At 68.5% G+C, this 22,707-nt stretch carries 19 protein-coding genes; 16 read left to right on the forward strand and 3 right to left on the reverse strand.

The window, feature by feature from the left end; translation table 11 throughout:
- Positions 1-257 precede the first annotated feature (257 nt).
- The 15 genes from K7472_RS30325 to K7472_RS30390 all read left to right on the forward strand — a co-directional run bounded on the left by K7472_RS30325 (position 258) and on the right by K7472_RS30390 (position 20,240).
- Entirely contained in the window at positions 258-1,046 is a 789-nt protein-coding gene (locus K7472_RS30325) for a GntR family transcriptional regulator (RefSeq protein ID WP_222982156.1), read from the forward strand.
- Positions 1,047-2,229: 1,183 nt separating this feature from the next.
- On the forward strand, positions 2,230-4,467 hold the full coding sequence (locus K7472_RS30330) for a hypothetical protein (RefSeq protein ID WP_222982158.1): 2,238 nt from the start codon (positions 2,230-2,232) through the stop codon (positions 4,465-4,467).
- Positions 4,468-4,553: 86 nt separating this feature from the next.
- Positions 4,554-5,156 (forward strand): hypothetical protein, encoded by a 603-nt coding sequence (locus K7472_RS30335; RefSeq protein ID WP_222982160.1) that lies wholly within the window; start codon positions 4,554-4,556, stop codon positions 5,154-5,156.
- Positions 5,150-6,103, forward strand: a complete 954-nt coding sequence (locus K7472_RS30340) for a hypothetical protein (RefSeq protein WP_222982162.1) — start codon at positions 5,150-5,152, stop codon at positions 6,101-6,103. The genes K7472_RS30335 and K7472_RS30340 overlap by 7 nt, the downstream gene beginning before the upstream one ends.
- 79 nt (positions 6,104-6,182) lie before the next feature.
- Positions 6,183-6,926 carry a hypothetical protein gene (locus K7472_RS30345; RefSeq protein WP_252396487.1) on the forward strand — a complete coding sequence of 248 codons (744 nt, stop codon included), beginning with the start codon at positions 6,183-6,185 and terminating at the stop codon, positions 6,924-6,926.
- 581 nt (positions 6,927-7,507) lie between these two features.
- Positions 7,508-8,017: a hypothetical protein gene (locus K7472_RS30350; protein WP_222982164.1), complete on the forward strand. Its 510-nt coding sequence runs from the start codon at positions 7,508-7,510 to the stop codon at positions 8,015-8,017.
- Between the two features lie 103 nt (positions 8,018-8,120).
- Complete coding sequence (locus K7472_RS30355) at positions 8,121-8,780, forward strand: hypothetical protein (protein ID WP_252396488.1); 660 nt, start codon at positions 8,121-8,123, stop codon at positions 8,778-8,780.
- Positions 8,753-9,073, forward strand: a complete 321-nt coding sequence (locus tag K7472_RS33055; RefSeq protein ID WP_308014157.1) for a hypothetical protein — start codon at positions 8,753-8,755, stop codon at positions 9,071-9,073. The genes K7472_RS30355 and K7472_RS33055 overlap by 28 nt, the downstream gene beginning before the upstream one ends.
- 732 nt (positions 9,074-9,805) lie before the next feature.
- A complete protein-coding gene (locus K7472_RS30360; protein ID WP_222982166.1) occupies positions 9,806-10,534 on the forward strand; it encodes a hypothetical protein in 729 nt (242 codons plus the stop codon).
- 61 nt (positions 10,535-10,595) lie between these two features.
- The gene (locus K7472_RS30365; RefSeq protein ID WP_222982168.1) at positions 10,596-11,204 is read left to right on the forward strand and encodes a DciA family protein; all 609 of its coding nucleotides are present in this window, start codon (positions 10,596-10,598) and stop codon (positions 11,202-11,204) included.
- 68 nt (positions 11,205-11,272) lie between these two features.
- Entirely contained in the window at positions 11,273-12,604 is a 1,332-nt protein-coding gene (locus K7472_RS30370) for a replicative DNA helicase (protein ID WP_222982170.1), read from the forward strand.
- Between the two features lie 296 nt (positions 12,605-12,900).
- Positions 12,901-13,866, forward strand: a complete 966-nt coding sequence (locus K7472_RS30375) for a DNA-processing protein DprA (protein WP_222982172.1) — start codon at positions 12,901-12,903, stop codon at positions 13,864-13,866.
- A 245-nt stretch (positions 13,867-14,111) separates the two neighbouring features.
- The gene (locus tag K7472_RS33060; protein WP_252396489.1) at positions 14,112-14,606 is read left to right on the forward strand and encodes a ComF family protein; all 495 of its coding nucleotides are present in this window, start codon (positions 14,112-14,114) and stop codon (positions 14,604-14,606) included.
- A gap of 166 nt (positions 14,607-14,772) precedes the next feature.
- The gene (locus K7472_RS30385) at positions 14,773-18,990 is read left to right on the forward strand and encodes an SNF2-related protein (protein WP_222982174.1); all 4,218 of its coding nucleotides are present in this window, start codon (positions 14,773-14,775) and stop codon (positions 18,988-18,990) included.
- Positions 18,987-20,240, forward strand: a complete 1,254-nt coding sequence (locus tag K7472_RS30390; RefSeq protein WP_222982176.1) for a hypothetical protein — start codon at positions 18,987-18,989, stop codon at positions 20,238-20,240. The genes K7472_RS30385 and K7472_RS30390 overlap by 4 nt, the downstream gene beginning before the upstream one ends.
- A 164-nt stretch (positions 20,241-20,404) precedes the next feature.
- Here the strand turns inward: K7472_RS30390 and K7472_RS30395 are convergent, their stop codons facing one another.
- Complete coding sequence (locus K7472_RS30395; RefSeq protein WP_252396490.1) at positions 20,405-20,779, reverse strand: hypothetical protein; 375 nt, start codon at positions 20,777-20,779, stop codon at positions 20,405-20,407.
- A gap of 88 nt (positions 20,780-20,867) precedes the next feature.
- A complete protein-coding gene (locus tag K7472_RS30400) occupies positions 20,868-21,134 on the reverse strand; it encodes a hypothetical protein (RefSeq protein WP_222982194.1) in 267 nt (88 codons plus the stop codon).
- Positions 21,135-21,177: 43 nt separating this feature from the next.
- Here K7472_RS30400 and K7472_RS30405 point away from each other — a divergent pair, with 43 nt between their 5' ends.
- Entirely contained in the window at positions 21,178-21,990 is an 813-nt protein-coding gene (locus tag K7472_RS30405) for a M48 family metalloprotease (RefSeq protein WP_222982178.1), read from the forward strand.
- Positions 21,991-22,086: 96 nt separating this feature from the next.
- On the opposite strand, the gene K7472_RS30410 is transcribed toward K7472_RS30405, so the two are convergent.
- Positions 22,087-22,707, reverse strand: a 621-nt coding sequence (locus K7472_RS30410) for a hypothetical protein (protein WP_222982180.1), incomplete at its 5' end; no start/stop codon positions are given.

Consider the following 22,707-nt stretch of genomic DNA (forward strand, 5'->3'; position numbering starts at 1 on the left):
GTCGCCCCGGGGGATTTGGTCGAGCTATCGACCCCAGGCGCCCCGAAGACGGGACGGCGACTCTTCGAGCAGTACAGATACGTAGCCCTTGATCGACAGAGCGTTAGAGCTATCGTTATCGACTAGTAGAGACCATGTGGGCCGCGGAGTCAATACCGATAGCTCTAGTCGTGTCCGGTGGTTGTACGGGGGCGCCGACCCCTGATAGAGCTAGCCCTACACTCCTGAGTGAGGGATGCTTTTGAAAGGTGCCTTCGATGCCCGTGTCGTACCGCGACATCGCCGCTGACCTGCGGCAGCAGATCAGCGAGGGGCGGCTCTTGCCCGGCGATAAGTTGCCGATGCTCACGGAGCTTCAGGCCAAGTACGGTGCCGGCTACCAGACGGTGCGGTCGGCCATCAACCTTCTGGAGCAGGAGGGTCTCGTGATCGCGGTGCGCCGCCGAGGGACGATCGTTCGCGAGCGCCCGGAGAAGAGACGCATCGTCCGATCGCGGCAGGTGTTCCGTGACGACCTTGGCTACTTCTTTGACCCGACGGCTCAGCCCTGGGTCGCCATCCAGCAGCCCACAATCCGCTGGGGCACCGTCCCCGCAGACCTGGCATCGGCTCTTGACGTCGAGGTCGGCGACGAGGTCTTGATTCGTCATCGTGTGATGGGCGATCAGGAGTCACGACAGGCTATGCAGTTGGCGACGAGCTACCTGCCCGGCGATCTCGTCCGCGGGACCCAACTGGCAGAAGCTGATACCGGCCCCGGCGGAATCTACGACCGGCTGGAGGAGATGGGGCACCGCCCACTGAGATGGTCCGAGTCCGTCACCGCTTGCATGCCCTCACCCGAAGAAGCCGAAGCGCTCGGTCTGCCGGCCGACATCGGTGTTCCACTGCTGCGACTACTCCGAACCACCACCTCGCCTACCGGTCGGGTCGTGGAAGTGAACGACACCCGCATGTCCGCAGAGCGTTTCGAGATCGGCTACGACATCAGGCGCAGTCCAAGCGCACGGCTGTCCGATACAGAAGACGGAGCAGACCAGCCCTGAGCAAGCAGGACCATGCAGAGCTACGTTGAAGCGGTTTAGGGGCGCACGAAGGTGGCGTCTGGATGGAATCCGGGCTGGTGACGACACGTCAAGCACAGGAAGCCTCGGGGGTTGGTGGAGCGGTACAGTGACCCCCAGCGTTGATCAAAAAGAGAATGCCCCCGCGACCTTAGGCAAGTCGGGGGGGGCGGGGCCAACGGACCATTCGCACTTCGGGTCCTGAGGCCGGTGCCGAGCACCCTTTTACCGGAAAGGAAGGTGCGCGACGTTGATCAGAGTACCCGTTCCCGGGTGCACACACACCGCACCCCGCCGTAGGTCCAGCAGTCGCTGCTGGGCCCACGGCGGGGTGTTCGTGCTGTCTGAAGGCGTCCCGAACCGCACCTTGGGTGAGGGGGTCGGGATGACGTAGCCGTCTGGGGCGGCGCCCGCACGCGGGTCTTCGTGCCGCCCCGGGTCGCTCAGCTGTCAGGTGCCTGCGAAACACCTGGGCTGGCGCCCGTCTGCCACCGGGAGGGCTTGGGAGAGCCCCCCGAAGGGATTGTTCGTCCGGTTGGGAGCCGGCTGAACGGTCCGTTCTTGGTTCGCCAGAACCGCGAGGTCCATAGAGGGCCTCAGCCGTCAGGCACGAGGCCCTCACGACTGGAGTCATTGTGCATGACGTTTTTCCGGGCCGCCAGTCTCGGCATGCCCGATTGACGCGTATTGGCCTGTCTCGTCCGCCACAGTGCCGGGCGTCGGGCCTGTTTATCGTTCAACAGCACCAGGACGGCGCTACTCCGTTCGGGTACGGCCGTGCGCCGGGAACTCGGGATTTCCGAGGCAATGTTTCGGGATCCGTCACGAACAGCGGCCGCGATGTGCTTGATCCGTTCGTGAGAGCACTGATGCCGATCGAGTTGTCCACAGGAGACGTCGGCCGGAGCGGGCCGATCCCGTGTGCCGGGAGACGATGCGAGGTTTCTGCCCCCCGGGCGGGAGCCGCGACGTCCCGCGCTCTGTCCACAGGAGATCGGGCTCAAGGTCAGGCCATGAACACGACATTGAGCCGTCTTCGGGTGGCCCGGTGAACGGCGCGGCGGCGCCGGCCGCTGTCGAGAGGCGCGTGCCCGGGCCGCGCCGTGGCCGAGAAGCGGAGGGCCACGCCGTTGTTCGCGCCCGTGAGACCGCGGAGCGGGGTGCGGTGCCGATCGTGACCCGGTTTCCGGCGGCGTGGCTCGCCTCGCTGACAGGGGACTGCATCCGGGTGGTGACCACGGTGCGGGACTACGGCCGCAAGTCGGGGGAGTGCTGGGCCTCGGACCAGACGATCGCCGACCGGCTGGGCCTGTCGCGCGGTGGTGTGAACCGCATGATCCGCAAGGCGGAGGCGTTAGGGCTCGTGGGCTCGTCGTACTACCCGCGAACGGGTACGCGTTCGCGGCAGGTGAGGCCCCTCCGCGAGGATGAACTCGCGGTGTGCGTGTCGGCGCGGGCGCGCGCCGACTTGGCGGGGACCCGTTTCAAGGTCTACTCGGCCTTGTCGGTCCGGGAGCACCTGGGGGAACCGACTTCGTTGGCGCAGTTGTCGCGGATGTGCGGGATCACTGTGGAGACAGCGCGGGTGGTCGCGGCTGAGCTGGTCGCGGACGGCTGGGTGGAGCGCCAGGGGAAGGGTGGCGGGGCGTTCCAGTACGTCGTGCACGCCGTGCCGGTGGCGGGGGTGGCGACGCAGTTGTCGTTGTTCCCGCAGCCGCAGCAGTCGGCCCGGCCCGCGGACGAGGAGACCGGGACCGGGAGCGACAGGAGCGAGGTCGAGGCGGGGTTCTGCTCGGGGCAACTGGCGCTGGTCGATCCGGCGTTGACCCCCCTCGAGCTGGTGACAGCTACCCCCTTGGATTCGGTGACAGCACCCCCCCTTGATCTGGTCGCACAAACAGGCAACCTTGATCAGGATCTTGTGAATAGGCAGGTGGCAGGGGGTTGCTGTTCCCGCGAAGCGGAAAGGTCCGTAGCGCGTGAGCGCGCGGGCTCGCGCGAGGAGCAGCACCGTGCCGGCGCCAGCTCGCGTGAGCCATTGGTGACGGTGAGCCCGCTGCGTGGGGAACAGCAAAAGGAGTCCTCCGCCGAGCAGCAGCGGGGTAATCGACGCGGCGGCAAGGAGGTTGTTGCCCGGCCATCAACCGCGGGGCACCACCATCGGAGCGCGACGTTCCCCGATGATGTTCGTCTTCGGGTGGCTCTGGCTCCGGTCGCGGGGCTGTGGGGGCGGTTGTCGGGCTGGCAGCAGGACCAGGTCGAGTCGGCGGCGAAGGCGGAACTCGTACGGCTGGCCGCTGTGCTGCCGCAACCGGACTTCGCGGCGCAGCTACTGGCCGACCGGCTCGCCGACCGACTGAACGAGGCCGGCGGCGAAGTACTGGTACGCAGCCCCTACGGCTGGCTCACCCACCGCGGTCTACCACGCCGGTCCGCCTGCACCGACGTACGCTGCGACGACGGCATCCGGCTGGACACCCGTAGGGACTGCGAGATGTGCGCCAACGTCATCCACCTGCGACGCGCCGGTCGCGCGGCGATCACCGCGCAGGTCGACCGAGACTTCCCGGGGCTGAATCCTCACCAGCGCCGACAGATCGCCGAGGAACGGCTGCGCCGCAGGACGGCGCAGGAGGCCGAGGACCTCGCCCGGCGCAAGGCGCAGGCCGCTGTCGAACAGTCCCGTGCCAAGACGGCCACCGCGCAGCTCCGAGCCGACGCCGAGGACGCCGAACGAGTTCGACGCGCGCGACCGTGCGCCGACTGCGGCATGCCCGGGGCGGCAGGGTTGTGCCCCACGTGCGGAGAGAAGCGCACCACCGAGACGACCATCCGCCAAGCCTCGGTGGTGGCGGCCGCAGGCTGGTCCGACGCCACCGACCGGCACGACATCGATGCGGTCATCCGCGAAGCCGAGGCCACGGTCCGCGCAGGAATCGCCGAAGCGCAGGCGCAGTTGAGCTGCGCGGGAGAGCCGGTGAGCGAGCACGTCCTCGCCGTTGCCGGCCGCCTGGCCGCTCAGAACGCCGCCGACGACTGCGAGCGCTCCGCTGTGTCGAGCTTGGCGCGCAGCCCGGAAGCCGAGACCGAAGCGGCCCTCGCGTACGAGGCAACGATGCGCTCGGCCCACCGCTACCCCACCCGGGCCGCCGCGAGCGACGCCGCGGCCGAGGCGGCGGAACAAGCGCGCCAACGCACCGCCCGACACCTGCTGGACCGGCGCATCACCGAGATCCTCGCTGCCCGCTCCACACGCCAGGAGCTCATCGGCATCCGGCCCGGCTCCTGGACGTGCAGCGACTGCGGCCGGACCTCACAGCGCACACCGCCGCAGTCCGGACGATGCCTCAGCTGCGAACTCACCCACCACAACACCCCGACCAGCCAAGGAGCTCCAGCGTGAAGCCGCGCCGACCGGCCAGCTCGACGTGCCCCGGCACCCCCCGAGTTACCCGGACACACGGGACTTGAGCCGATCCTCGGCATACGGTGATCACCGTCACGGCCACCACCCGAGACCAAGATCATGGAGGGAAACCGATGATGTTACAACTGCGAACCGGCAACCGGATGGCGGCCCTGACCGTCGTCCTGGCCGGCGTGCTCACCGCCTGCGGTACGCACACAGCGAGCGCGCCGCCACCCAGCCCGGCAGCCACCACCACCTCGGCCGACCCGGAAGCGAGCGCGAAGGCGGCCGTCCTACAGGTCTACCGCGACATGTGGGACGCGGAAGACCGCGCCTACGCAACCGGCCAGATGAACGCTGACGTGCAGAAATACGCCACCGACAAGGCGTTGACCGACATCAAACTGACGGTGATCTACTACCAGGACTACGGGTCGGTCATGAAGGGCGAGCCTGTACTGTCGCCGCGCGTCACCACGATCCAGACGAAGACCGATCCGTACACCGCGACGATCACCGACTGCGTGGACAGCAGCCACTACATCGAGGTCAACGCCAAGACTGGCAAGCCCGTTCCAGTCACGGGCGGATCCCACCGACACGTGGTCACCTCCACGGCCCGTACCGTCGGCGGCGTCTGGATGATCCTCAGCTCCGTCATCGACCGGAAGCGGACATGCTGACCGCGCCGCTGGCCGTCGCCGCGACCGTCGTGGGCTTGCTCCTCACCACCGCTCCAGGCGCTTACGCCGACTCCGGGGGCGGCGGCAGTGTCGTCTGTCCGCCGGAGAAACTCGACTGCCGAGTGACCGCCACCGGCCCTGGCACCTCCTCATCAGGGTCCGCCGGGCACAGCGGTAGTTCCAGTCGAGGCGGGTCCGTTCCGGCGTGCAAAATCGAAGGCGCCGCCGTCCCGTGCCACCGCGACGACATCGGCGACTTCAACCCCTCTGACGCCTGCTACTGGGCTCCGCTGTCGCCGCAGCCTCCGGCCGGTGACCCCCTGTGGCGCCTCGCCACCGGCCTGCCCGCGGACTGGAAGCCCGGCCCGAACCAGGGCGAGTTGTACAACGTGGTGTGCCCTGGGGCCGGGCGCGAGGTTGATGGTGGGACGTTCTGGTCGGCGAGGCCGCCTGCGCAGGCCGGGCCGGACCTGGCCGCCCTGGCGCGGCAGGCGGTGAGCAGGATGCGGCTCGCGCCGCCGGCCATCGGTATCGATCCGCAGCCGTCCGGGATGGGGCTGGTGGGGATGCCGGTGTGGATGTGGAACAAGCCCGGGGCGACCACGACCGGCCCGGCGTCGGCGAGTGCGTCGGCGGGAGGGGTGACGGTCACCGCGACCGCCACGGTCGCGAACGTGACGTGGTCGATGGGCGACGGTAAGACCGTGGTGTGCACGAGCCCCGGTGAGCCCTACCAGGCTTCGTATGGTAAGGCGATGTCGCCGACCTGCGGGTACATGTACCAGCAGACCAGCGCCGATCAGCCCGGCGGCAAGTACCACGTCACCGCCACCACGACCTGGAACGTCCACTGGGCCGGTGCCGGTCAGGAAGGCGACCTCACCGTCACCCGCGGCCCCGCAGCTGTGGACATCGCGATCGGCGAAGCTCAGGTCCTCGGCTCTTGAAAGAGCTTCTGCACCCGCAACTGACTCACCGTTCCCTGCGGCCGCGCCCGGCCGCTGGGCACCCGCATTGGAGCGCCCGTTGCCCTACGAGGCCCGCGATCTGAACCTGACCGATCCGACGAAGGGTTACCTGCACTTCGTCCTGTACACCGAGGCACGCCTCGGCGTCGCCACGTCGTCGCTGAACGCCGAGCTGGACATCGAGGCGCAGCAGACCGTGACACCTCACTTCCAGGAGTGGCTGAGCAGGCTGGTGCCTTGCGAGCCGAACGCGATGCACTGCACCCTCGTGACACCGATGGACATCCCGACCCTGTTCCTCCCATGCGCCACGCAGGACAAGGGAAACCCGTCGGCCGCCGAAGCTGGCTGCACGTGCCGCAAGACCTTCTATGACCCCCAGTTCGGGCTGCCCGTCGTCGCCGAACACTTCAAACACACGGGTACCGGCGGCACGGATCAATGGAGCTACCAGACTTACGCTCCGCTCGAACTGCGCCCCGACGACAGCTTCAGCCGCTTTCACACCGGCCGCGGCCTGTTCTGGGCCCGGACGGAAAAGGGCGACCTTTCGATACTTCCGCAGCGCCGCGCCCTGGGTTACAACCTCGGGTACAACGGCGGCGGCCCGCACGCTCTGGCCGCCTACCTCACCCAGGTCGCCACCACCGACGGGCAGAACACGACCGCCGGCGCCCAGTACGAGGACGCGCACCCGGCGATCCTCGCGTGGACGCAGAGCAGCGCGGCGGACCGTGGCACGAACGAACTGTCCCTCAGCGACCTCGAGGCCATGATGGCGAGCTGGCCTCAAGACCGCTGACCGTGCCGACGCCCACTGACCTGATGCCCGTGGGCGTCGGCACGTTCGGACCGGAGATTGTGCCGTCTCCCACGGGACGACGGGCGAAGTCACCGGGGCCGTCTCCGGGGACGTGGCCCGCCCGGGTCCCCGGAGACGACGGAGACAGTGAGGGTGCAGGGGAAGCGATCCACCCAGGCACGGAGGCCCCGATGGTCCGCCCGACCCCGCACCCCTTGCCGGAGCAGCGCGAGCGCCTGGAGCAGATCGTTGACGCGATCCGGCTACGGATGGCGCTGTACCCGTCGCAGAAGCCGCCGTCCGTTCAGCGCCGCTCCCGATCACGGCAGCTCTGCGGTTCGCCGACATGGTGTGCGCGAGGTGCGCGCGAGACAAGTCCCGGTGCCCCCGCAAGCGGGGCAGGAGTACGACCGGGGCCGCCCCTCGCTCCTGCCGTCACCGGTCTCCAGACCGCCCCGTCTGGTAGGACGACGTCGACCTCCCAGTGAGACAGGTCAGCGGGAAGCTGAACGGCATGGATTCAGCCACTGTTCGTAAATTGCCCGGCAGGTCTGGGACAGCTGCGAGTACGGTCGATCAGTTTGACGGCTGACGGCGGCAGCCGACGGGAAGTGCCGGTCGGCGTGTCATCGCATCGCGGTGGGGGGTGGTTCGATGGGCAGAACCGAGCAGGAAATCGAGAAGCAGTTCGCGCAGCTTCGGCAGAAGGTAAAGCTCGCCATGCCGAGGTACTCAAGCACGACGTCGACGACGACCAGTTCGCGGTGGCGTACGACCAGCTGATGAACGTCACTGGCGAACTGGTGGAGTTCGAGGCGACGATCCCTGAGCGTCTGGCCGCTCCCGATCGCCAGCGCAGCGAACGCATCGTGATGTGGTCCTGGCGTGCCCAGGCCGTCGTCGCAGCGGTGCTGATCGCGCTCGTCTTCATCCTCGACCGGTCGTGGTGGTGGCTGATCCTGCTGCTCCCGCACTTCGCGGAACCGTGGCCGGCTGCTTCCAAAAGGTCGACGCGGAAAACCACCGCGACCGCCGGGCCGGAGCCATCGCCCTGCACGTGGCCGCGCTCCTGGTGGCACTCATCAGCCTGAGCCTGATCAGCCGGTGGTTCCTGTTCGCCGTCGCCGTCCTCTGGTTGTTCGTCGCCGGTTGCAACGGGGAGGGTGCGGACACGGGTGAGAGGGGGGCACGGCGATGAGCGGCGACTACAGCTACCAGGTTCACCGCCTGGAGAGCCAGAACGACGAGATAGAGCACGAGCTGCGCTCGAAGCTGGGAGACGTCGAAGACCTCGACTACGAGCTGCACGACATCCGCGGCGACATCCGCAGCGTCGAGGACGATCTCAGCAGCGTCAGCAGCAACCTCAGCGAACTCGACGACGACTTACGCAACCACATCCGGGACACCGGGCAGGCCCTGAAACGGCTGACCGGCCGCGTCCAGGCCCTCGAGGCCCATCTCCTCGCCGCGGGCGGCGCGCCCCACGCCGACCTCGACACCCTCGACCCCCAATGGAAGAAACTTGCCAGAACCGCCAACCACGGCTGGCACGTGCGCTCCGGCCTGCTCAGTCCTCACCAACGCGACATACACCACAGCCACATCCGGGAGCACAACCACGCACTCCAACAGCGTGACGAGCACCGGGTGAAGGCAGTGGAAGCCGCCCGGACCCTGGCCAGCCAACCGCCTACGTCACGCGAGTTCCAACAGGCTTCACGGATTTCGCCACCTCCCGCAGCCTGGCGGAGCACAACGAGCAACGCGCCCACCAACTGGCCGACCGCGCCGCGACCGCCCAGAAGGTCCTCGACCAGGACGACGTGCTGCGCCAGGCGAAAGCATCGCTGATCGAACAAGGCGACAAGGCGCAGAAGAAACGGACCTGGCACCTGCGCAGCCGTCTGGCCGAGGTGATCCGCGACCGCGCCCTGCTGCCCATGTGGTTTGTCACCGTGCTCGGCCCCGTGCCGCCAGCACACAAAACGCAAGAGTGGATCGATCTCGCCACCGAGATCCTGGCCTACCGGATCACCTACCAGATCACCGACCAGGTCGTCGCGCTTGATCTCGCTCCCGACGGGGACGTACCGCGTCGCACCCAGTGGTATAGAGAACTCACCGCAGGCCTGCGCCGTTGGTAAAAGCGGCTGCGGTGGCCTCCGCGTCTTGGGGGCGAATCACTGTCCAGTCGCCCGAGCGGCCGGTGCCCAGACGCTCGCCGATGCCTGCGAGGGCTTCGCGCAGGCGCACCTGCACGTCGTGGTTCTGGCCGCCTCGGGACGGCTACGGATCGCCATCGCGGGTGCTGGGGGCGCTCTGGCCCGGTTCTGTGGCTGTCTTCCACAGTTAGGTGGGCCAGGTGCGGAGGAGGTTGGCGGTGGTGGCTGCTGTGCTGTGGTCGGTGCGTAGGTGGTCGACGAGGGCGGTGATGTGGTGGGGTGCGGGTTTGACGTGTCGGCCGCTGTCGGGGTGCTGGCGCTCCACCGGGTGAGGAGGTGCCGGTCGATGAGGCTCGGTCGGTGGGAGAATCACCGTCTATCCAACAAGTTCTTCGGGCGGGGCGGACGTGATACGCGCCCGGCCTTGACAGGAGGAGGTGTTCGTTGGCCGACGTGAGGGTCCGTTGTCCGAGCTGTCCTGATCACCCTGTGCTCAACGCGCCCGAGGACACTGATACCCGCAAGTGCATCCGCTGCCAGGGCGATCACCGCTGGCTGTCTGAACCTCATCCGAGCGATCACCTGTGCGGGGTATGCCGGAGCGAGTGCCCGGTCTGCCACGCGCCCAACGGGCCCGGGAAGAGCGGTGTTTGCCGGGACTGCTCGCGTCAGTGCCGGCGTTGCGGGGGCACGGTGCCTGAGCGTGAAGCCGAGGTGGAGACCGTCGCACCACGACCCGGTAGTTCCCGAACCCGGCTCCGGTTTTCCGCGACCTGGTCGCGGACCCTGTGTGACCGGTGCCTGCAGGGGTTCCGTAACGAGGAGGAGCAAGTCCTTGCCGCATTTCCCGCGAAGCTGCTGCGGGCCTGCGGCGGTCACCCCCCTCACGCGGTCTACGAGGTGCGCCGTCAGCTCTCCAGCGGCGTGAAGGTCCACCGGCTGGTCGACCGGGTCGAACGCCGCTGGTCCCTGGGATGGGCCCACCGGCCCTTGAGGCGGGAAGCCGACGAGGAGACAACCGCCTACGAACCGGCCGACGTTGCCCTGTGGCTCGTCGCTCCCACCGCCTGCCGGGGCGGGTGCGAAGACGGCTGGGATCCCAGCAACCCGGACCGGCCCTGCGCCACCTGCCAGCCCCGTACACCGCACCGGCCCATCGTCGAGCGCAGCGAGACTGCTGCCGACATGGCCGCCACGGCCCGCCAGGCGGCGCGCGCGGCCAAGTCGGCCACCACGCCAGGAGAGTATGTTCCGGCCGATTCCACCGAGGACGCGGACGTCCGCGTGCGACGCGTTCACGCCTTGATAGAGCAGAAGCGGACCCGGAAGGCGACCGAGCGCCGGCCCGAAATCAGCATCGCGGAAGAGCAGGCAGACCCTGTGTGGGCCGCCGCACTGCAACGTGCACGCCGGGAGCGCCGCCGCCCGCTTGACGGCTCATGATCTCGTCAGCGCCGACGCTGGCCCCGATGCCGCACCGCCCTGGAGACGTATGGTGAGTCCAATGCCCCCGAAGGGGCGCGACCTTGCGCTGATCGCGTTGCGCGCAGCACGCGAGAGCGCTGGTCGCAGAGCGGTCCACCCCGGCCGAGCGCCGGTTGACAACCGGCCGCTGTTCAGCCGCAGCAATCCTCAGCTGATCGGCCAGCTCATCTGCGAGATGATCGAAAGCCGCGGATGGGCGAGCGCAGATCCGCTGACCGCCTGGTGGCGTACAGCCGTCGATCACGTAATCGCTGAGCACGCCGAACCAACGGCGTTCGATCCGGTGGCTGGCAATCTCGTGGTGCGCGCAGACTCAATCGCCTGGGCCACCCAGCTGCGCCTGCTGGCCCCCCAACTCGTCGAACGCCTCACAACCCCGCCAGGCGGATCCTCCGTGCGCACCATCACCATCTACGGTCCGAAACGCGGCACATATCAGCAAGTGCTGCCGCAACTTCCGTCGGGCGCCCGCGCACCCGAGCGGCGGGCCGTGGCTGAGCCTCCGGTGGACGCCGCCATCGAAGCAGCCCGTGCACGGCAAGCGCACTCGGCAATCCGCGAGCCAGTCCGGGAGTTCGCCCAGGCCCGAAGCCTTCTGGCTTCTGGACGAGGCCATAGGCCGTGGTGACGCGTTGACCGCGCCTTTGCTACGCCGTAGGCCGCCGACCGAGACCGCACACGACATAGGAGGCTCATGTGGCTGATGACGGCCAGTCACTCCACGATATCTCGGCAGAGAAGAACGTCTTGCGCGCCATGCTGCTTTCACCGGCGGTTGTCGCTGATGTTGTGGAAATCTTGCACGGCTCTGATTTCTACCGTCCTGCCCACGACCTGATTTACACCTCACTCCTGGCCTTGTACGCGCGAAACGAGCGCGGAGACATCTCAGCCCTCACTGCGCTCTTGACGGAACAGCAACTGGAAAGCGCAGGAGGAGCCGATTACCTCCACTCGCTGCTCGAAAGCACATCGAAAGGTAAACATAGTTGGCGCAGGGACGCCCAACGTATCCAGAAGCTTTCCGTCGTAAGGCGCACTCAGGCTGCCGCGGTCCACATCGAGGGGATGGTCAGCGACGCGACCACCGAGAACCTCGATCGCATCGCAGACGAAGCGCAGGCAGAAATCTTCGCCGCGACCACCCGCCACGCAGGCATACCGCCAGCCCTCGCGATCGCAGAAGTCCTCGACGGCACTCTGGATCAACTGGAGGCCCTTGCCAGCACTGCGGGAGCGAACCCGGGCGTACCGACTGGGTTCGACGATCTCGACGCACTCACCGGAGGAGGGCTCCATCCCGGTCACCTCGTGGTCATCGCCGGTCGGCCAGCCATGGGCAAGACCACCCTTGCTCTGGACTTCCTGCGCAGCGCAAGCATCACCCACGGTCTCCCGGCGGCTCTGTTCACCCTGGAATCGAACCGGCACGAAATCGCCATGCGGGTGTGCAGCGCCGAATCCCGAGTCGCACTTCACCACATGCGCTCCGGCAACATGACGGAAGATGACTGGACCCGACTGGCAAGGAAAATGCCGGACATCTCGGCAGCCCCTCTCTATATCCAGGACGGAGCGTACGGAACATTTGTTGACCTGCGCCCCCAGTGTCGGCGACTGGTCGCCCAGCGCGATGTACGTCTAATCGTGATCGATGGATTGCACACTCTCACCTACGGCACTCGGCCCTTCGCCTCCCGCTACGAAGAAGTATCCGAGATCTCGCGATGCCTCAAGTTGCTCGCCAAGGAACTCGGCGTCACAGTCGTCGCCACGTCCCAGCTCAACCGCGGCCCCGAACAACGCGTGGACAAAAAGCCCCTGCTGTCAGATCTGAGAGACTCCGGTGCTCTGGAGGATAATGCAGATCTAGCTATCCTCATTCACCGGGAGGACGCCTATGATAAGGAAAGTCCTCGAGCGGGTGAGGCTGACCTCATTGTTGCAAAGCACCGGAACGGCCCAACGGCAACAATTACCGTGGCTGCACAAAATCACTATTCAAGGTACGTGGAAATTGCGCGGTAGGTCATCTGACTCCTGTAGCGTCTAAAATTCCGTGTCATCTTCTCGGTCGTCGCCTCATATCGACGTTATGTCGCAGGTCGGCGGTGTGTATCGAACGAGGGTACTGAGCAAGTGACACGGCTCGCGCGAATGCCCAGGGCACAGACGTGGCAGATGACACAACCCGCGACAACCTGCAATCCTGTTCGTCCCGCGCCTTCCCGCCCACAGACGAGCCGTTGTGCGTCATGATGGAAGCGGCCCATGAACACCGCATCCTTCGAACATCCCGGGGCCGCGAGTAGAAGGACACCTTGATGACCATCGACATCACCACGCGTCAGCACGACCTGCTCACACTGTGCGCACTGCGCGCCGGCAACGCTTGTGTCGACTGGAGCCTGATCGCCCGCAACGCCGTGGGTCCCGACGGCCTCGCGGACCTCCTGGACGGCCGACTTCGCGAGGACTCGCGCGCCGCCTCCAAGAACCGGCCCGTGCTTCAGCGGGCCCTCTCCGAAGGCCTAGACTCCGCTCGCGCGCGCGTCGACGACGAATTGACGGCAGCCGAGAAGGTGGGTGCCCGCCTGGTGACCGTCCTCGATGAGGACTACCCGGCAAACCTGCGTCTGATCGGCAACCTCCCGCCGTTCCTGTTCTACCGCGGTGAACTCGACCGCCGCGACGCCCGCTCGATCGCCGTCGTCGGAACCCGCACGGCCACGGAGGACGGACTGCGGCGGGCTGCCCGGATGGCCCGCGAGCTGATCGACCACGACGTCGTGATCGCCAGCGGTCTCGCCAAGGGCATCGACGCCGCTGCCCACCAAGCCACCCTCGACGCGGGCGGCCGGACCTTCGCCGTCATGGGCACCGGCATCGCGGCCCCCGTTTACCCCGCCGAGAACCGCCCGCTTGCGAAAGCCATCCTTGCCGCCGACGGCGCCTTGCTGAGCCAGTTCTGGCCCACCAGCGGACCAGCGAAGTACACCTTCCCGCGCCGCAACGTCGTCACCTCCGGCACCACCTTGGGCAGCGTCGTCATCGAGGCCTCCCACACCTCCGGGGCCAAAATGCAGGCGCGTATTGCCGCTGAGCACGGAAAACTCGTCTTCTTGATCAAGTCGCTCGCGGATACTCAAGGCTGGGCGGCGGCGATGCTCGCCGACAACCGCGCGATCCTGGTCACCCGTTCCAGCGATATCACCGAACGTCTCAGCCGGGCCGCCGACGTCCAGCGCGCCGGACAGCAGCGCCAGCAGCTCGTCCTGGCCGGCCTGTGACGACAAACGTCCCGGAACCAGCGGGTTTTCCCAACTGCCCCGTCTGCGCCTACCTCGCTAATGGCACAGCCCGCTTGTGCTCCGAGTGCGCCGGACGCACCCTCCAGCCCCTCGCCGACCACCACTGTCCCGTCTGCTCGCAGCTGGTCGTGCCCGGCCGGTCGTGCGCCAACCGCTTATGTGCGCTGCCAGTGGCTCAGCGCGGGTTCTCCCGGGTTGATGCCATAGCGGTCTACTCAGGAGCGTTGCGCTACAAGATCCAAAGACTGAAATATGAGGGTGTGCGTGGTTGGGCGCTCATCTTCGGACGCCTCCTCATCGGCTGGATGGAAACACATCCTGAGCGGATGCAGGGCGTCGATCACGTTGTGGGCAACCCCACTCACACCGGTCGTCAGCCCCTCCAGCACATCGAGGCGATCATGGACGCCGCCTACGCAGAGGACGTGACCCGTACCTTTCCACTGAGCCCCCCGGGTCGGCACCGCCTCGTGAAAGCTGCGGAAACCCCTCGCTCTGCTACGAAACCCCTCGACGCCAAGCGGGCGGCCGGAGCCGCGCACGCCGCCGCCGTCACCTGGGCTGGCGACCTGCACGACCTCAAGGGCGCCACGATCCTCCTCGTCGACGACATCCTCACCAGCGGGTCCACCCTCCAGCACGTCGCGCTCCGGCTCCGGGCATACGGTGCTGCGGATGTTCGCGGCCTCGTCCTCGCACGCGTCCCTTGGAGTGGATAGCCCGCACGCGGTTCCCGCCGTCACGAACCGCAGCGCGTCGTGTTCGTCCCCCACCGCCACAGCTCACCTGCCTTAGTGTGGCGCTGACGTCGCGGTCAGTGACCGCAGGGCCGTGCGTGAAAGGAAAACTGTGGGCGTGGGTTCTGCTGCGACGGCCGGAGTTCGCATGGCCGCAGGCCTGGACGTCGCCGCCTTGAATGCTGAGCGGTGGCACGAGCATCTGAAGGGACTCGTTGGCGAGGCCGCCGACCTCTCCATGGTCCGCGATGCCATCCGGCGGTGCCGCGCGAAGGTACTGACGGTCCGCGACATGCGGCTGATCCTGCTCGCCACCGCGGATGACCCAGCGTGGGAGCCAGCCCGGCACGCGGTGATCGCTTTCCTCGAAGACCGCCTCGATGTGGCCCGCCAGATCCTGGTCTCACACGCGCAGGTGGAGGTGTGGCCCGTACCTCGCTTCGAGGAAGGCACCGAACGCACGCAGCACGAGGGCGCGTTGATCGCGGCGAGAGCGGTGATCGGGCCTCTAGACCGTCCGGTCACCGGGCCGACGGTGCGGGCCCGCACCAGCCGGGAGGCCCAGGATCGGGCCGCGCTCGCGCTGCTGGCGCGGATTGCTGGCGTTCCCCGGACCGGCGAGAGCGCGGCTGCCGAACGGCTGGCCCTGCCCGGCATGCCGACCGAGATCTTCGAGAACCGACTGGCACGGGCGATCGCGGACTGCCGACATCCCGATGACGAGTTGGCGCACGAGGCGATGGGCCGCGCTCGGTCAGGTCGGCTCCGGCATCGCGATATGTATCTGCTGCTGCTGTCCGCACACGGCCAGGCTTGGGCGAGACTGCGGAAGGCCGCCCTGGAACGAGCCGCCGCCATGCCCCCGGCGCCAGCACGGCTGCTGCACTGGCACGGCGAGCACCACGGCAACGAGCAGGCCCTCACCTACAACGAGGAACTCGACCCGAGCGGCCGCACGATCGTGCGCGCAACGTTCCAGGTGGGCCGTACCTGGCAGGGCCCGGCCCGGTCGGCGTGGGCACGTAAAGCGGCCCGCCACTACGCCGCCACCGCGCTGCTCGCACAGGTAGCAGGGCTGCCCGAGCCGTCGATCGAGGTGGACGACAAGCCGGCAGAGGCAGTGCGGATCGCGGTGCCTGAACCGGGTCAGGATCCGGTGAAGTACCTGAACAAGTACTGCCAGAAGGAGGTGATCACCAAGCCGGAGGCGCAGATGCGCAACCTCGGCACGCGCGTGGAGTGCACCTACTCCTGCCAGCATCGGGAGTCTGGACCACAGGTCAGCGCGACCGCCGTCGCGGCGGACAAGGCCACCGCCCGCCAGGCGGCGGCCATGAAGCTGCTGCGCAAACTCGCGGACGTCGAATGTACTGCGCTCCGCGCGGCAGTGCCGCCGAGCCCGACGCCGACCGGGCGGGTGCCCACCCAGACCGTCGCAGTGCCGCCCCCGCTGCCCCGGCCGGCCACCGCGCCGACCAATCCACCGGCCCCGCTTGCGCCCCCGGCCCGGGTGTCGGCGCCCGTGCGGCTGTCACCGCACGGCACGACAGCGGAGGCGCTGCTGCGGGAAGCGATCGCGGCAGGGGCCGTGGTCACCTTCCGGCCCCCAGCGCGCCAGGAGCCGGCCGGATGGTCGGTACACGGCAGCAGCCGCGTCGTGCTGCCCCAGGCCGACCTGCCGCCACCGATCGAAGCCGACGCCGAACCGGGCAGCGGCGCTAAGTGGCGGGTACCGGTGGCCGTCGCTCTGCCGGCGATCCACCGCACGGCCGCAGGCGCCAGCCCTGCCGCGGTGTTCTGGCAGCGCGCCGTGCACCTGGTCCTGCAGCTCCTGCGCGCCAGGCTGCTCTACCCCGCGCTCGACGCGGACAACCTTCCGGTGTGGCGCCTCGGCCCGGTCCCCGCGGCCGCCGAAGCCGCGCTCGAAGCACTCGCGAACGCCGCCCCGAAGGATGCTGTGCCACCGGGTGCCGACGCCCGAGAGGTTCTCGTGGCATGCGGCGACGCGATCGCCGACGCTCTCACGCGCACCCCCGCTGGCGACCTCCTGCTCGGCCCCGGACCCTGGACCGAGCAGGCACCGACCAGGCTGACAACGAAGCTCCAACGGTCCGTTGCCGACTGGCTTGATGAGGTCGAGGACCACGTCGACGGCGGCCCGACCCCTCTGCTGGTCGTCTGGATCCAGACACCGGCCGACGACCTGGCCGCCGTCGGCCGACTGACCGCCCACCTCCACCTGGCCCCCGTCGGCACCGACCCGGCAGACGAGTCCGCGGTCAAGGCGGCCGATGAGGTGTGGTCCGGCCGCGCGTTGCTGGGTGGCGAAGGGAAGGCCGTGGTCAGGCCACGAGTGCGCCGGGCCCTGCGGCGTGCAGCCCGAACCTGCCCGGCCCTGGCCGGGCTGGCCGAACAAGAGCGACCCTGCTCGTGCACCTTTCACCCCACAGCCGTGGAGGCACTGCTGGAGCAGGAAGACAACCTGCTCCAAGCCGGGGTGGCACTGGTGTGGCCCGAGGGCCTGCGCACCGCGTTGTCAGCGTCCGCGGTCATCGACACCGCCTCCGGCACGACACCCGGGCCGGGGGAGCGGCCGCGGTTCAGCGTGACGGACCTACTGGACTTCCGGTGGCAGATCGCCCTGGACGGCGTCGAGCTGACCGAGCAGGAGATGGACGCGCTCGCCGAAGCCGCCCGCCCCCTGGTACGCGTGCGCGGCCGATGGGTGCTGGCCGATCCCGTCCTGCGACGCCGGGCTCGCCACCGCCTGCTCGGACAGCTGCCCGGCACCCAGGCGTTGGCCGCCGCGCTGACCGGCACCGTCACCCTCGACGGCACCGACGTGCCCTGCCGACCCGACGGCACCCTCGCGGACCTCGTCAGCATGCTGCGCCACGGCGAACACCACCCGCAGCCCGTACCCGTGCCAACCCAGGTCACCGCGACGTTGCGCGACTACCAGCGCCGGGCCCTGACCTGGCTGGCACACACCACCGGCTGCGGCTTCGGCGCGCTCCTGGCCGACGACATGGGCCTGGGCAAGACCCTGACCGCGCTCGCGTTCACCTGCCACCACCAGCAGCACACACCCGGACCCACCCTCGTGATCTGCCCCGCCTCGCTGGTCGCCACCTGGTGCCGCGAGGCTACCCGCTTCACGTCCGGCCTGCCCGTCGTCGCCTACCACGGCCCTGAACGCCACCGTGTCCTGGACAACCTCGACGACACCAGCGTGGTGGTCACCACTTACGGCCTGCTGCGACGCGACCACCAGCGGCTCGCCGATCAGCACTGGGCCCTGGTCATCGCGGACGAGGCCCAGCACGCGAAGAACTGCACGTCCGCGACGGCCCGGTCTTTGCGCGCCCTGTCCTCCACCAGCCGCCTGGCGATCACCGGCACCCCGGTAGAAAACAACCTGTCCGAGCTGCGCGCACTGCTGGACTGGGCCAACCCCGGACTGCTCGGCACCGAGAAGGAATTCCGGGCGCGCTGGGCCACCGCAGTGGAGAAGGACCCGCACGGCGAGAAGGCCGCCCAGCTCACCCGACTCATCGCCCCGTTCCTGCTGCGCCGCCGCAAGACCGACCCGGGTATCGCCCCCGAACTGCCGGCGAAGATCGACCAACCGCGGCCCGTGCAGCTGACGAAGGAACAAGCGGGCCTGTACGAGGCCCTGGTGCGCGAGACCCTGGAACAGATCCGGACAACCGCCGGGATCGAGCGCTCCGGCCTGGTGTTCAAACTGCTGACCGCCCTCAAGCAGATCACCAACCACCCAGCCCATTACCTACGCGAAGCACCTCCCACCGTCGACGAAGTGCCCGCGTTCACCGCACGATCCGCCAAAACCACCGCTCTCACCGAGCTGCTGGAGATCATCCGCGAACGCGGCGAGTGCGCGCTGGTCTTCACCAGCTACGTCGCCATGGGCCACCTGTTGACCACACACCTGGCCCATCTCGGATACCAGCCGCTTTTCCTCCACGGCACCACGACCCTGACAGAGCGCCAGCGCATGGTCGACGCCTTCCAGACCGGTCGCCACCCGGCGATGATCCTCTCCCTCAAAGCGGCCGGCACCGGCCTCACCCTCACCCGCGCCACCCACGTCATCCACTACGACCGCAGCTGGAACGCCGCAGTCGAGGACCAGGCGACCGACCGCGCGCACCGCATCGGACAACACCGCACCGTCACCGTCCACCGCCTGATCACCGAGCACACCGTCGAAGACCGCATCGACGAACTCCTCACCCGCAAACGCGCCCTCGCCGACGCCGTCCTGACCGGCGGCGACCGAGCCCTCACTCAGCTGACAGACCGCGAACTCGCCGACCTTGTCACCCTGGGAGCCCGCCTATGACCCTCCGACCCTCCACCGCCGGATGGGCCCACGGCCTGGCCGCCACCCTCCTCAGCCAGGCCGTGCACGACACCACGCTCTGGACAACCGCACGTCACCTGGCCGCCGACGGCACAGCAGGACCACTGAACATCAACAAGGGCTCCGCCACCGTGAAGTTCTTCCTGCCCGACGGCCGCCACTGCCGCCCGCGCCTGGTCGTCACCGAACTGACCGACACGGACTGGGACCGCGTCGAAGCAGCGATCACCGCCCGCCCCGACGCCGCCGAACTCGCCGGCACCAATGCCATCAGCGACCAATTCGCCGACCCGGCCGCCACCGGCGGCATCCCCATCCTCCCCACCGCGCACGACATCTCCCACACCTGCGACTGCACCCCCACTGCAGCGGCCTCGCCCTGCCCGCACAGCCTCGCCGTCGGACTCCTCCTCGCGGACCGGATCCGCACCGCACCCGCACCCCTGTTCACCCTCCGCGGCCGCCCCCACCAGAACCTGAAGAATCGACTCCGCAACAGCCCTCCTCCACCAGGCCCCGGCACCCTGCACAGCGCCGCACCGGTCATCCCGGCGACACGCCACCCACACGCCTCCACGCCACCAGAACCGGAAGCCCTGCCCACCGTTGCGATTCCCGAGCCGGTCGACCTCGACCTGACCAGCGCTCAGCCAGCACTGCAGCCCGCGAAACTCACACCGCCCCCTGCACCACTGCCGCATCTGGATCAACTCACCCTGCTCGCAGCTGACACCGCCCACCGAGCCGCTCGACTCCTGGACCAGGGCGAGCCACCATTGTGCGAGGACCCCGCCGGCGACCTCGCCCGCTTCACGTCGCTCCCGCACGGGGCCGATTACCGGCAGACGGCCATGGACCACCTCGGCCTGGCCGCCATCGACATGGGCCACCTCCAACTCGCCTACACCTATGGCGGCCCCGGCGGCACTGCCGCCTACCTCGAACCGTTCCACCTCGAGCACGACGCCCTCGCCGACGCCCAGACAGCCATCCAACCGCACCGCCCCGCCCCAACCGCCCCCATCGAATACGCCGAGAACCGCCTCACCGACCGCGCGGCCGGCGTCCAGCTGCGCTACGGACCCGACGGACGCTGGCACCCCTACCGCGCCCCCTACGGCCCCTGGCGGCCCGTCCCGGGCCCCTCGTCCGATCCCGCCCAGGCCTACCGCGCCGCGCGCACCGCCGCCCGCAACAACCTCGCCAGAAAAGGCCGAACTGCCCGATAAGCTCCAAGCGGCCTGTAGCTCAGGCCAGGTGGCCACGCGCCCGCTGCCAAGGTCGCGCGCCACACTGCTGCCGCTTCTGCTGATTACAGGAGCGGACGCACTGATCCCAGCTGTGGCAGCAGCGCGATCAACCTCGCTGACACGAGGTGCGGGCGACCCGCCGACTAGGAAACGACGGATCGCCCGCTACAACCCTCACCGCTCACACGGTCGCTGGGTGCCTTTGCCGCGGAGGTGGGGTTGAGCGCCCGGTGGTGACGGCGGGCGACGGTGGCTGTCCCGATGAGGAGCCCGTCAGGGGCGAAGTGCCGTGGTGCGAGGTGCCTTTCGAGGGCGGGGAGGTAGTTCCAGCGCACGGAAGGGTGGGCGGAGTGGGCGTAGTGGTGGAGGTCGCCGTAGGGGAGCCAGGTGGTGGCGGCGATGGCCGCGAGGGTGCGGTTGCGCGGGTACAGGCGCAGGCAGCGGCCGGCTTCGACCTGGGCGGAGGTGCCGGTGCGCTGCTCAGGATCGAACCAGGTGTGCTCCACCAGCAAGGACATCCAGGCGCGGCGCCCCGCCGGCGGGCGAGAACCAGTTCGTTCGTGCTCTGGATACGGCGGGGCATGTCGTCATTACTGTGCTGCGGGGTCAGCGGGCGAGCGCTCCCGTCAGGCTGGTGCGGTAGCCGTCCTCGTCCATCAGCATGACGCCGAACAGATCGGGGTGGTCCAGCTCGACGGGGGTGAAGGTGCCCTGCCCTCGAGCACGGCGACCTTGTCCAGTCGGGGTGCAGCGCTTGGCCAGGTGTGAAGCATCCAGGCTCCAGATTCGTACCGGCCAGGGCGGGTTACCAGGTGTGTGGGATTGGTGGTTCGCGGGCTGATGCGGAGCCGTGCCGGTAAGGTCGCCGGTCATGAAGGGGAAGCCAGTGCCGTGGGGTTGGTGGGTGCCACGGACCGTGGTGCCGCTGATGGCGTGCGCGGTGGAGGTCGCTCGATTGCGTCACGGTCCAGCTTCGGGCGTGTGGGCAGCGGCGGTCATCACGGCCGTGGTCGTGGCGGGGTTGAACGTGGCGGCCTTGCAGGGCGCTGTCTGGGCCGGCCTGGTGGGGCGGCAGATGACCTGGTCCGCGTATCTGCGGCTTGCGGAGCTGGCCGAGGGTGGCCCAGTGGTCCAGGACGCTCAATTCCTCGCCCGGTCGATGCGCCGGGTCGAAGAGCGTGTGGAGAGCTTCGTGCGAGAGACGGACCTCGAGCACGTCTCGCTGGCTGTCACGGGGGGACGGATCGGCTCCTGGCACGAAGCGGGCTCGATGCGTTCCGGCCGCAACGGGCATGTGGCTCTGGGCTACTTCTGGCTGTGTCCCGAACACAGCGCTGCTTTGCCGTACATCGTGGAACACGAACTGGCGCACCTGCGCCGAAACGACTCGCGAGTGCACCTGCTCCTCACCTCGATCCGCGCCGGTTGCATCGTGCTGTGCCTCGGCCTTCTCCCGATCCTTCCGGCGCTCCTCGTTGTGGGGCTCCTCGCCGTGTCAATCCTCGGTCACGCGTGGTGGACCGAGCTGGCATGTGACCGTGCGGCCGCGGTGCGGTGCGGCCGTGACGTCGCAGTCGGCGCGTGGAAGCTTGACTTGAACCAGATGCGCCAACTCCCGCTGTTAAGGCGGGCGTTCTCTTCGGCAGTGGCGATGTGCACCCACCCTCCGGCGGCCGTGCGCCTGTGGTGGGCCCGCAAATCCCCTGACCTGCCGATTTCTGCGTCATGAGAGTTGACCCACACCCACAAAGCACGTCTTAGCCCCGTGCGTGAGGTCCGACGGCGCCCCAGGCGAATGGAAGCTCACGGAAAGCCTTGCCCGACGTCATCGTGTCGGTTGCCAGTAGCCCGAGAGCTCCTGGAAGTGGAGGGTGGCGGGTTGGTCGTCGTGTTCGGTGCCCGTGGGGTCGGTGCCGGTCCACACGAGATGGACCTCGGCCTGTCTGGGTGCGGTGGCGCGGGCGATGGCGGCCTGGATACGGACGTGGGTGTAGAGCCAGTGGGTGTCGGCGCCCTGGAAGTAGGCGGGCCAGGTGCTTCGTCCGGTGCCGGTGGTCTGGGCGAGCCACACGGCGCGGGCTAGCGCAGTGAGCTGCTGTTCGAGCCTCGTGGGAAGGTTGCGTGGGCTGCTGGCTTCGAGGACCCGTTGGATCGCCGGGTCACCGGCGGGCCCGTCGTCCAGGAGCGTCCGTCCCGGACCGGAGCTGGAACCGGATGCCGCCGCGGCCGCCGCGGCGGATACCGTCGGCTGTGGGACGGTTGACGAGCCGGAGGGGACCGTGTGCGGGATCGAACTCGGTGACGGCTGGGGCGGTACCCGCGCAGTTGCCGCTGCAGGGCGAGTCGCCGGTACGGGCGCGACAGGGGCGCGAAGCGCCTCGGTGATCGTGGCGATACCGGTGATGGCCAGCAGGACCGAGGCGCCCGCGAGTGCGAGCCCGGTGGT

The organism is Streptantibioticus parmotrematis, from assembly GCF_019890615.1.
Taxonomy (GTDB): domain Bacteria; phylum Actinomycetota; class Actinomycetes; order Streptomycetales; family Streptomycetaceae; genus Streptantibioticus_D; species Streptantibioticus_D parmotrematis.

What these genes read in the sequence shown, in the direction of transcription:
- K7472_RS30325 (WP_222982156.1), top strand. Translation starts at nt 258, where the DNA reads ATGCCCGTGTCGTACCGCGACATCGCCGCTGACCTGCGGCAGCAGATC.
- K7472_RS30340 (WP_222982162.1), top strand. Translation starts at nt 5,150, where the DNA reads ATGCTGACCGCGCCGCTGGCCGTCGCCGCGACCGTCGTGGGCTTGCTC.
- K7472_RS30355 (WP_252396488.1), top strand. Translation starts at nt 8,121, where the DNA reads ATGAGCGGCGACTACAGCTACCAGGTTCACCGCCTGGAGAGCCAGAAC.
- K7472_RS30365 (WP_222982168.1), top strand. Translation starts at nt 10,596, where the DNA reads ATGCCCCCGAAGGGGCGCGACCTTGCGCTGATCGCGTTGCGCGCAGCA.
- K7472_RS30375 (WP_222982172.1), top strand. Translation starts at nt 12,901, where the DNA reads ATGACCATCGACATCACCACGCGTCAGCACGACCTGCTCACACTGTGC.
- K7472_RS30385 (WP_222982174.1), top strand. Translation starts at nt 14,773, where the DNA reads ATGGCCGCAGGCCTGGACGTCGCCGCCTTGAATGCTGAGCGGTGGCAC.
- K7472_RS30390 (WP_222982176.1), top strand. Translation starts at nt 18,987, where the DNA reads ATGACCCTCCGACCCTCCACCGCCGGATGGGCCCACGGCCTGGCCGCC.
- K7472_RS30395 (WP_252396490.1), bottom strand. Translation starts at nt 20,779, where the DNA reads ATGTCCTTGCTGGTGGAGCACACCTGGTTCGATCCTGAGCAGCGCACC.
- K7472_RS30400 (WP_222982194.1), bottom strand. Translation starts at nt 21,134, where the DNA reads ATGACCGGCGACCTTACCGGCACGGCTCCGCATCAGCCCGCGAACCAC.